The organism is Shewanella olleyana, assembly GCF_023283825.1.
GTDB classification, from domain to species: Bacteria; Pseudomonadota; Gammaproteobacteria; order Enterobacterales; family Shewanellaceae; genus Shewanella; species Shewanella olleyana.
On the sequence record NZ_JAKILD010000026.1, the window covers coordinates 47,498 to 60,105 of the forward strand.

A 12,608-nucleotide genomic window follows, 5' to 3' on the forward strand; every position below is an offset into this window, starting at 1 on the left:
TCCTTACCTTTTTATCTTACCTTACGGTTCTCTTAGCGCATTAGCTCGGGCTCGCAATAGCGGTTTCAGCCAATAATTTAGTACAGTTTTGTTGCCTGTTAATATATCTGTTGATGCTTGCATACCAGAAATAATGGGCCAGCCATTAAGTTGGGTTTCGTCCGTTTGAATGTGGGCCTCGTAATAAGTCGTGCCATCTTCAAGTTGCTGTGCATCAGGGCTTACATAAATCACTTCACCTTTGATACCACCATATATGACAAAGTCATAGGCAGTAAACTTAACCATGGCTTTTAGGCCTTTACGGACAAAAGCGATATCTTTAGGGGCTATTTGGCTTTCAATAATGAGTTGATCATCTTGAGGAACAATTTCCATTATTACTTGTCCAGGCTCTACTACTTGGCCGGCTGAACGAACCAATATGTTGGAGACGCTGCCAGCAACTGGCGTAGTAATTTGGGTTCGCTCTAGGCGATCAGCGAGCGCTTTCATGTTTTCGGTGAGTGCTGATAATTCATTACTGGTTTTATTGCGCTCATCAGTGGCGCGATTGATAAAGTCCAAGGCCACATTGCGTCTTTCAGCCACAGCTTGGCTTATTGCCGCTTGCAACTGTCTTTCACTGGCCTGTGATGCAGATAACTCCCCTTGGAGTCTTACTGCGTCACGTTCAAGCTTTAATAGCTCTAACTCAGCGACAGCGCCTTCACCTACCGCTTCACGGGTCATGCGTATCTCTTGTTTCGCCATATTAAGGCCGCTGCGTTGGGCGTTAATATTGATATTCACTTCTTCTTTGGCTTGGCGTTTTTGCTCAACGACTTGTGCGGTTTGATCTAGCTGAGATATTAATTGTGATAGTTGCGAGCTATAAATGGCTTGTGCACGGCGATTAGCTGCAGGATCGATAATTTCAAATTGTTGTGGTGTCACTTGTACTTGTGAAAACCATAAAGGTTGGTTGTCATCAATTGCGACACTTTGCAGTAATGCTTCGAGTCGAGTGAGCTGATTTTTAAGGGCAAAACTGTTTAGTCTTGCTTCATGAAATGCTGAGGCAAATCTCAGTTCATCAATTACCAGAAGAGTTTGACCAGCAGTTACTGTGTCACCTTCTTTCACTAGGATTTCTTTCAAACTGCCGCCATCTAGGCTCTCGATTTGCTGTACTGCGGTCGCTGGAACCACTTTCCCTTGGCCGACGACAACTTCTTCTAAAGTGGCAAAAGCGGCCCAAATGATGGTGGCACAAATGAGGGCAAAGGTAAGCAAAATAACAATGTTGGCGCGTTTAGCACCTTCGAGGTGTTTGATATGCATGTTGGCGCTCATGATTGCACCTCGCTGTTTTTACTCATATTAGTGTTATCTGCGTGTCTGTCCGATTGACTTTTGACACTCACGGCTTTGATGCGGCGCTTAGTTGGCTCAAGTAATTCACTTGCGGATTTCTCGCCAATGATGACACCTTTGTCCATGACAATAATGCGGTCACAGAGACTGAGTACTTTGGGGTTATGAGACGAAATCAATAAGGTGCAGTCTTGAGTATTGGCTTTTAAACTACTGATAATTTGATTTTCACTGCGTTCATCCATAGCACTAGTCGGTTCATCAAGAATGAGCAATGTGGGCTGACGAAGTAGGGTACGACATAGTGCAATGGCTTGACGTTGCCCACCTGATAACTGACGGCCAAATTCACCCACTTGGCTGTTGAGCCCGCTGCCCAATCTATCCATGAGTTTATCGATACCCGTGCTCATCATCGTCTTGGCGAGAAGCGTTTCATCGACTTGACCTATCCCGTAAAGCAAATTATCTAGTACAGTGCCGTAAACTAAACTGGGTTGTTGCCCCATATAGCCAATGTGCTCACGTAACCTTGCCACTGACCATTGCTGGGCTTCCAATTGATTGTAAAATAGTTGACCTTCACTGAGCTGATATTGACCTGCAATTAATGCCATGAGAGTTGATTTACCCGCTCCAGCAGGCCCGTAGAAACCCACTTTTTCACCTGCTTTTATCTCAAGTGATACGTCATTAAATGCTGACAGTGGTTGTTCTGGATAACTAAAGCTCGCACTACGAAGGTTTAAACTGCCATTAAATGGAAACTGCGCCACATTAAGTGATTGATGTTGGTTTTCTTGGGGTAGCTCTAATATTGATTCCACCGAAGTAATTGCTGAGCGAGTTTGCTGATATTTAAGAAGTAACATAGCGATTTGGTTGATGGCACTTGATGCTCTGCCGCTCAGCATCACGATGGCGATTAAGCCACCCATACTCAAATTTCCTTGGTGTATTTGATAAACCCCTGTGATGATCAAACCAATAGATACTAGCTGCTGACAATTCATCACACTGTGGCTTAATGTGTTAGAGCTGATACGAGATTCATTTTGCCAGTCAGCAAGACTACTAACCGTTTCATTCCAGATACGTGACGCTTTAGCTTGGCCGTTATTTTGTTTGATTTCAGCCAGCATATTCAGACTTTCAACTAGGTGTGCTTGACGTTGTGTTGAGAGCTTTGAGGACTCTTCAATAGTGACTGATAGGCGTTTTTGCATAAATACGCTGAGTAGAATAAGCACAACCATGCAAGTCAGTGGTACAAAAACCATGACTCCGCCTAACCAAGCTATCAGTAATAAAAACAGCAGCGTGAAGGGTAAATCAACCGCGGTGACTAGCGTTACAGAAGTGATGAAATCACGGATGCTATCAAACTCTTGCAGTTGTTTAGCGAACGCGCCCGACGATGCAGGACGGTTTTCGAGGCGCATGCCTATGACTTTTTCAAATAGTGTCGACGACAGTTTTATGTCGACTTGTTTACCTGCAACATCAGCTAATCGAGTTCGTGCTTGACGCAGTAACCAATCAAATACGATGGCAATAGAGGCACCACTGGCAAGCACCCATAATGTGTCGATAGCTTGATTTGGCACTACGCGGTCATACACATTCATCGTGAACAGTGGTGTGACGAGTGCCAACATGTTGATTGCTAAGGAGCCAATTAAAAAGCTGCCATAGAAAGGTTTTACTTCATCAAATGCTGCCAGTAACCAATGTCTACGGTTATCTTTGTGGTGTTCTGTTCCGCGCTCATCGAGCTGCTCTATGGGTTTGATATACCAACACTGTGGTTTCTGTTGTGCCTTTTTTATTGAGAATTGGTCTGCAAACTGGCTTTCATCCAGTTGTGTGTGTTGTCCTTGAGTATCAACCAGTAATAAAGCGCCTTGCTGCTTTTCAATCGCAAAATAGACTTGATTAGTTTGATCTATTAACACGGCTGGTAAGGCGATATGTTTGAAGTTAATTGCCTGTGAGGCACTATCAATTTGAATCTGTTTGAGCAGTTGAGGCACTTGCTCTGCTAATGCCCCCATATTTTTGTTGCTGGCAGAAGAAGCCACAATCTGAGAAAGATTTTCTAGCGTAATAGGCAGGCCAAAATGTTCCTTAATCAGTGAAAGTAAACTGATTAATGACTCATTATTACTGACTTGCTGAGTAGTGCTTTTATTTTCTGACATTATTGACTGCTTATCCTTTGCATCATTTCTTATCAGTGAGTTAACCGTATTTTCTGGGGTTAGCTTAATCACTTTACTGCATTTTTAAATTTATGGTTATTTCATGTTTAGCTCTGATTCAATAGCGCTTGTTGCTGTGCTAATTGGTTTATTTCATCGAGTTCTGATTGATTCAAAAAGCTTTCACTTTCAACGTTAGTGATTAATGAATCTTGGTTTGATATCGATTCTTTGATGGCATCGGTGAGCGAAGCTAAAGTATGTCCTTCTGCTTCTGAACCATCTTTTACTATTTGTGCTGCAAGAGTTTGAGAAGCCGTTTGCGTAACCGTTTCAGGAACAGGTTGTATGTAACCAAATCCAGGTTGCTCAACGAATTTGTCTCCTACATGGGGATCTATGCTCACAAGTAATAGCTCAGGATCTTGAGTTGCGCTGATAACACTCATTAACTCCGGTTCAGGTGTTAATACAGAAACCTGCTCAGGCAATAGCGAAGCTACTTCAGTAAAAGACACTTCTACAGGAAGCGGTTCTGTCGGCACAAGTTGTGGCTGAATAGCATCGTCAATTGCTATTGGATCTTGATAGCCATACTCAGGTTTAGCGCTATCAGCTATATGACGTGGCTGCATGTGCTCAGTATCTGCAGGTATCGCTTCGAATTTAATACTCGTTTGCTGCACAGTAGAAGGTGCAATGTCTTCAATTGAGGCGCTTGGGCTTACTTCGGCATCAGTTAGTCCTATTTCTATTGGTAATATCGAGTCAATAGGGTCTATAGGCAGTAAATAACGATAATGAGTGTCGTACTGTTGCATATGCTCAAGCTGCATTCGTTGATACATTTCTTGCATTACTTCTTGCTGTAAATCTTCAAACTGAACATCGTAAACCTTGGCATTATCTTGCACAGGTTCATTAGCCAGTATTAGCTCATTAGCAATCATAGGAGCATTAGCATTTAAGGCACCAAAGTTAGCCATAACTGCTGCACTACTCATTATTGCGGCAGGATCCACTGTTACGGTTATCGTTTCTAACACTCCGTCAGCAGATTCACCATTCAGGGTGGCTGTTGGGTCTAGAGTTAATTCAAAACTGGTTCCTGCGGTAACGCCGCTGATGGTTAAGCTGGCAACATCAGCAATGGGTACCACCCATTTATTTCCTTGTAATGTTCCCGCCGATAAAGTTGCACCGTCTGGCACGCCTAAAATGGTTAAGGTTGCGGTTTCACCTGGTGCTGGGTTTTGTAACTCAAGCCCAAGGTTGAGGGCGATATTATTGGTTGTGGTTGCATCGATGTCTGCTAACTGAGTCCAAATAGGTGCATCAACTTCAGGGGTTAATTCAATATCAAAATTAACCGTTTGAGCACTGCTTTGATCGGTTTCTTGAGTGCTTAATACCTCGGCAGAATCAATGCTAGAAACATTCATTTCGACATTTAATGTGCCAAAGGCTAATTCGCCAGGCAAAATACTTACGGTGTTAATTTCACTAGCCGCGACAGATAAACTGGCGGTAAAGCCACCATTTCCATCACTGGTTAAGGCAACAAATTGACTGCCAATTTGGATCCCTGACAATTCAACTAGTGCTGCAGCATCTGCAGAGGTAATAATCACTTCGACAAACAAGACTTCATGACTATTAAGGTCGATTAATTCAGCATCTAAATCGATATCGATGATATCGCCTTCAACAGCATCATATTGCGCTTGTGGTGGTGAAACAATTTGCACACCATCTGCAACTGGGCTTACTCCTACCATCAAATCCATATGGGTTGTGACATAGTCGTCAGTGCCTAATTCTTGGGTGATGATAGAAAGTGTCAGTGGCATATCACCGTTAAAATTCTGTGGAGGCTTTATCACTAGGCTATCGAGTTGATCGGGGGTAACAGTCCAATAATTAGTGGGTGAGCCATCGAGTTGACCTCCATCTGGACCATCATTTGGTAAAATGTGTAACGTGCCGCCAGCATCTTGATAATAAACAGTCGCCCCGTCAGGGACGCCATTTAAGGTGATGTACATGACTTCGGAGCCATCTAAATCGATTAATCCCAAAACATTACTGTCAAGACCTGTTAAGGCGATATCTGTATCTTCAGTGCCTAAAATAACAACAGTATCTACCGGGATATCGGCGGCATCAGTGACTGGTAATACATTGATAGTAATCGTGTCGCTGAATGCAAGAGAGTCGGTGATATCGCCACCATCAATATCGGCAGTATCGATGACACTACCAGAAACCTTTAGTCTAAAGTCGCCGCTTAAATGTTCTGGAGGGGAGAATTTAATAAAGGTCAGCGCACTGTTCAATCCCGCTTGGGTATTACCGGTGAACTCCCAAGTGTCAGTAGTGCCGGCTTTGAGCTGGAACAACCCACTTGGATCAACCAAACTACCGCCATCCAATAGCTGAATCGTAAATACATTAGCAGGATCGTCCAAGATGACGGTCTCTACCCCGCCAGTATCTGCAGTGCTATCAGTGTCAATGTATGACAGCGTTAAACCTAACGATACAGGCTGATCTTCATTCATTGTGTCGACGGTCGCAGTAAGGCTAAGCCCATCAGCAACTGGAGTGACATTAATATCAAAGCTTTGGCTTTCATCAATAACGGTATCACCGCTAAGTGAATCAGTAGCAATGATTCTGATGGGGATGGTCAGGTCACCAGCATAATCATCACTAATATTGTGCAGTTTTAAATTGGATAAAGAAGCGCTGGTAAATACATATTCGATGATATTGACGCCACTATTATCATAAAGCGCGATAACATCTGTACCGGTAAAGTAACCACCTTCAGGTAGGTCGCTAGCAAGCACTCTAAAGCTGATGACATCATTACCATCATTGGTAATAGACAAGTTTAAATGACCTGCAAAATTTATCACTGTATCTTCAATAGCATCGATAGTAGAAGCTTGAAGCGTGGTCACCGTTGAAGCGGTAGATGTGGATGTTGGTTGGTCAAAAATCACAAAAATATTGGTTGAGATTATCTCTGGATCGTCTCTATCCAATACCCGCGCTTCGACTGTAATGGTTTCAAGTCCAGTAATGTGATCACTGGATATAGTCATGCCTTCAAGAATACTCAAAGATTGCTCTTGAACGGTATCACTGGTCATGCCATCAGTTGGAATGAGCCAGCGTCCGTCACCATCATGAATTGCACCATTTGGGTGAGTGACAAACCAGCCATCTGAATCAGGCATGATAACGACTATGTAATCGAGTACTTCTGAACCATCGATATCAGCATCAAAGAATACCACTTCGTCACTGAGAACAAGCGGAGTGCCGTCTGTGCTTTGGATGACTTGGTCATTGGTTTGCAATCGAGTGATAATTTCGACCACAGCATCGACGACAACGGTGAGTTGAGTATCAATATCTTGGTAAACGACTTCCCCAGTCTCTGAGGTATCTTTAATTTGATAAGTGACATCAAGACTAAAGTCACCATCGGCATCTTGCGGCGGTAACACGGCAAGTCGACCAGAAGAAAGAAGCTCAATGAGCGTTGGGCTATTCTCATCGGTTAATTCAGTGAGTAATAAGCCAAATTCGCTGACTGGAATTTCTGAACCATCGAATAGCAATATCATCCCTTCACTAGAAGGGTAAATAGTCATTTCTGAAATAGTTTCACTACCGTCAATATCAGCCATTAAAGCAGGCAGTAGACTCAGTACAACAGGTTGATCTTCTCGACCATAGCTGGTGGTGCGAAGTGAAGTTGCGGTTTCATCAACCACAGGTGCTATATCAATATTGAGATTCAGCTCATATTCCGCTGTATCTCCGTCTAGTTCGGTACTTTCAATAAATAAAGATAGATTGATTTGGCCACTAAAGTCTTCTGGGGGACGAATTGATAATGTTGACAATAAGTCTGCAGTGACACTGAATACAGGCTCGCCAGCTTCAAACCCAACTACAGGTAAGTTAACCGTTTGGTCATTTGCATCAATGAAACTGGCACCTTCTGGTAAGCCCACTAAGCGAATACTGAGCGTTTCAGAGCCATCGTCATCAGACGTCACTAGGGTAAAGCTGAGCGGGATATCGGTATCTTCATTGAATGGCACGACACTATTAATATTGCCATCAGGATTTAATTCCCATACTGCTGGGTCAGAGGTAATTGTGGGGGCGTCGTTGGCAACACCCCTTAAGCTAATTGTTAACGTTTGGCTTTCACTATAGTGAGGATCTGGTTGAACGATGGTATCGATGGGATCAATACCATCTTGAGTGGATTCCTGAGCAAAGCTTCGTACTTGTATCGTAATATCACCGAAATTTGCCGAACTCGCATCTGCCAATGGGATAATGGTGGCTGGAGGAGAGCCAGCTAAGTCTTCAGCAGAAACAAACCAGTAACCGCCAGCCGCATAATGGGCGGATGGTGCATCAACTATCCATCCTGATGGTAAAATTATTTCAAAAAATAATGACTCTGAACCTGAGTTATCACTAAGCTCACCACTAATTATGTCACTGATAATAATGGCACTGTCTTCATTACTTACAATATCTCTTGTAGTGAGAGTAGGTAGGTCTGCGACTGGACTTACATTTAAGGTAATTGTTTCAATCGTGCTAACCGCGGTATCGCCATTATCTGGTTCAGTGGTGGTTGCTTGAATATCAAAACTAAATTGACCCGCTAGATTATCTCCAACAGTGGCTTTTAATTCGGTGAGTTCGTCCGCGGTTAAGATCTGCCCATTAGCGACAGTTACTCGAGCACCGCTGCTATTAAGTACGGTTAAACTGAGCCCAAGTGATATATTGGAGACCACATAAGTGATGACTTCAGATCCTTGTGCATCTGCTGCGACTAAATCTTTAGATGCTGCCAATAAATCAACATCAACTTCACCAGCATCTTCATTAATGTCATAGCTAAATTGGCTACTAACATCCCATTCTGGCGTGTCGGCCACCGACTCAACAGTCACCGGGAATAGGGTGGTAATAGAAGGTTTATTACTAATGTTAACAGTGATAGCAAACTCAAGAGATTGAGTCGCATCGGATGAATCTTCGGCTGGGTGATATTGTAAGTCGCCGCTTGGGATCGCCACCCCAAAATTATTAATGTATAAATTGGCGCCTTCCAAAATGTAATTACCATCGGCATCTGTTGGTACCGGAATACCATCTAATGTCAGTGTGCCTCCGCCTAAAGTATCGATATCAAATATGATACTTTGAATCACTTCGCCTTCATCGAGATCTCCAGGGAAGGCTGAAACAATCACACTGCCTGCAGTATCTTCAGTAAAGTTTGCATTTAATAGCCTTATTGAACCTGATTTATCTTTGGCTGTAATAGTGAGGTTATCGATTACAGTATCGCCGTCTTTATCAGTGACATATACCTGAACGACTTCGCTATATAAAGGTTGGTTATAATCAAAGATTTTACTGCTCACCACGGCATTACCACTGGCAGAGATAGTCAAGGTGCCGTATTTGACGCCAGTGTCAGTATAAAGCTCAACTGAGTCACCCGCTGAGTATTCTTGACCGTCATAGATAAACTTACTGACGGTTGCGCCATCCGCACCCTGTTGTTTTTGGTTAAACAGTTGGACACTGTAGTCAGTGTTATCTTCTTCGGTAAAGGTCAGTGATGAGTCTTTTTGAATAGGCACATCATCTTGGATATTGATATTAATGGTTTGAGTATTTGTCTGATCGCCATCAGCATCGGTGGCGATGACCTCAAAACTCATCGTCAGGTTATTTTCACCATCGGCTGATGGGTGATCGACAGCTTCGAATTGCTCGAATTCGACTTTGCCATCGGCATTAAATCGGATCCTAAATACAGTATTGCTATCCCCTGATCGAATAGCGTTATACCAACCATTACCATCGGCATTACTACTCAGTGCAATAGACTCTCCGTTACTGGTGTAACCATCAAAAGCGAAACCACTGACAAGAGCGATATTGACCACATCGTCACTGCCGTTATCGATTTCTAACTCGGCACTATTTAACACACTATTGCTATCGACTAATTCGCCTTCATTAACGTTAATATTCAACGCATTCGGGAGGCTTGGGAATTCGCCATCGTATATATCAATATTGATATTGGCATTGATTTCAGTGTCATCACTATCGATCGCAATAATTCCGACATCGATTGTTGTTGAGGTGCCATCACCGGTATTATTATCAATTGGGCTAAGAAGTCGCATATCAAAAGCAACTTGTGCACTGCTTTCTGGGTTGATCTGAATATTTTCAGGTAAAGACATTCTGAATATGACTGTACCATCATCTAATTGGCCTTCAGCCGTAGCGCTATCATTTGTAATAACCCAGCGGATATCTTGGCCATTTTGTGTAAGAGTATTGCCATCTTCATCAGTTACTAAGCTACCATCTAACAGGTTGAACTTAATATCTACGATAGGATCGCCATTTGTGGTGATATTTATCAAACCTTCAGCACGATTATTAATACCTGTTGTAACGCTTGGCAGTTCGCTAATTTCTATGTTGATGTCAGTGATCACGCCAGGGGTATCATCACTAACAATCATGGTTAATTGGCTTTCGTTGGTATCGCCATCAAAGTCAGTCACTATCAAACCGAATTGAGATTCCTCTGTTCCTATTTGGTCAAATGGACGATATAAGCTGGTGGTGTATTCGTGGTTTAAGGTATTGGTTTCAGCATTCCAACCTGAATCTATTTCAATGGTAAATACTGGGTTAGCAACATCGCCAGTATGGGCGGTTAGTGTTAAGCCATCGCCACTTAAGGCAAAAATAATAGGGTTACCACCTGCCGTTAATGATGGCATCTGATCCATATCAAACCCTAAATGACTAATGGCATCCGCTCCGACTTTAATATCTAGCGTTCCTGTCTGTACTATTGGAGAACCACCTAAAGCTGACTCATCAAACGTAAGTGTTTCAACATTTTCTATAGCCGCATTGCTACCATCATTAATGTTCCAGGTGAGTTTACCGAGATCAATATTACTGCCGTCGGTATCGGTTGCATTAATCAAAGTGACTAAATCAATTGTGTCAGAATCGTTGTGATCAATAGGGCGAGCTAAGTCGAGAGTTGCGGTCACATCTAAATCATCACCAGTACTCACAGCATTTAATGAAAGCGTAAATACTGTCTCGCCATTCGCGGTAGCTGTGATGGATTTTGCGTCGGCAGATAGGGTGTAAGTTAGCGAGTTGCCGTTAGAGGTTAAAGCTAATGAATCCAATAAAACGGTTGAAAGACTACTAAAAAAAACACTGTTCGGTGCTAAGGCATCTGAACCCGCTGCAATAGTGAATTGCTTAGTGTCGACATTGGGGGTGGCAATGATACCTTCAGCTGTCGCTGCATTAGCATCTGCCATTATGCCAATTGCGCCATCAACAATTGTGATGGTGCTGGTGGCATATGCGATACTGCCATCGAAGTCTGTCACTGTGTAATCAAAACTGATTGATTGCTCAACCGTATTATCTAAATTATCAGCAGCAATAAACTGCCAAAAGCCATTAAATAACATAGTCAATTGGCCTTTACCTGTATCAATGACAGCTGGAGCACCCTCAGATACAGGGTAATCAACACCATTAAAGTGGATGTTTTCAACCTTGAGCGGGCCTTCAATGGTGTAGTCGTTACCCGTTATCGAGCCTGTTAAGGTCGTGTCTTCAATGGTGTTGAAGTGGTCATCAATGGCAAGTTCCGGGGTGTCTTTAACATGTATTATTGCGTAAGTGATTATCTCTTCTGTAGTGCCATCAGTATCGGTCTGCAGACCCTCTAATTTGATTAATGTTGATAAATTTTGAGCTGAATTATTATCTAGCGTTTGGAATAAATTAACCTCAAGCTCAGTGCCCGTGAGTGCTGCTTGAAGTACTAACTCGTTATCACCATCTCTAAATACTTCAAATGATAGGCCGTCAGCGGCAACAACAATACTTAATTCTTGTCCGCTTGATTGACTTCGAAGTAGGAATGATTGATCAGTTGAAAGCGTTAGGGTTGCATCAGGAATATCAAAACTAAAATTAGCTGTAGTTTGGTGATAGACATTGAGAGCGACTTCATACAAATAACCATCTGTTGGAATATCTAACTGAGGCATTCTATCCACGGCAGTATTACCTGCTACGTCAGTCACACTCACATCCATTTGCCAGCTTACGCGTTGATCTAAGCCTGAAACATCCAAAGTTTCGTCAAATAACCAGCTACCATCGGCTTGAACTGTAGTAGTGAATGTTTTGACTAGTACGCCATCAGTCAATGTGAGAGTGACTGTTTGCCCTGCTTCTACACCGGTAGTCGTCCCAGCAAGTGACTTTTCAATACCGTAAGTAAATTTACCGACATCAAAGCCTTCTACGCCAGTATCTATATCGATAGTCACTTGAGTATCGATATTCACTTGATCTGAGGCTGAGGCTGAATTACCTGCGACATCGACCGTCGTAGCAGTGGCAGTGAGCAAACCGTCACTGAAGCTAAGCGCGGCTAAATCTTGTGCGGTAATCGACCAAATACCACCGGCTAACACTAAGGTGCTTAGCGTGGTTTCAACGTTATTACTGTCTTTAAAAGTGACTGTAACTGTTTGGCCGACTTCAACATTGGTTACAGTGCCACTTGCTGCTACAGCTGTGAGTTCGGTTTGATTAATCACATTGTCAGCGTCAATAATTTCAATAGTGATTATTGCTGTAGTATCGACAGGCATTTGGCTAGTCGCTGTGGCAAGATTACCCGCTACATCACTGACCTCTGCGGTGACTTCTAAAGAGCCATCATCAAAGGCTGATAGGTCTTGTGCTGGGAGTGACCAAACACCGCCGATGACGATAGCAGTTAAGGTCAGCGAATGGCCTTGGTTATCAGTGAGAAACACAGTAACCGTTTGACCATCTTCAACGTTTGTGACGCTACCTTGAATAACCACCAGGGTCATTTCAACAGTATTGATAACGTTATCGTTATCAACAATCGTA

The 12,608-nt window shown here is 42.9% G+C and carries 3 protein-coding genes; all 3 read right to left on the reverse strand.

Annotation, left to right across the window (positions count from 1 at the left end; translation table 11 throughout):
• Positions 1-21: 21 nt before the first annotated feature.
• Complete coding sequence (locus tag L2735_RS16855) at positions 22-1,335, reverse strand: HlyD family type I secretion periplasmic adaptor subunit (protein WP_248985811.1); 1,314 nt, start codon at positions 1,333-1,335, stop codon at positions 22-24.
• Positions 1,332-3,557, reverse strand: a complete 2,226-nt coding sequence (locus tag L2735_RS16860; RefSeq protein ID WP_248985812.1) for a type I secretion system permease/ATPase — start codon at positions 3,555-3,557, stop codon at positions 1,332-1,334. Before L2735_RS16860 ends, L2735_RS16855 begins: the two co-directional genes overlap by 4 nt.
• A 107-nt stretch (positions 3,558-3,664) precedes the next feature.
• Entirely contained in the window at positions 3,665-12,604 is an 8,940-nt protein-coding gene (locus tag L2735_RS16865) for a T1SS-143 repeat domain-containing protein (RefSeq protein ID WP_346348151.1), read from the reverse strand.
• Positions 12,605-12,608: the final 4 nt, after the last annotated feature.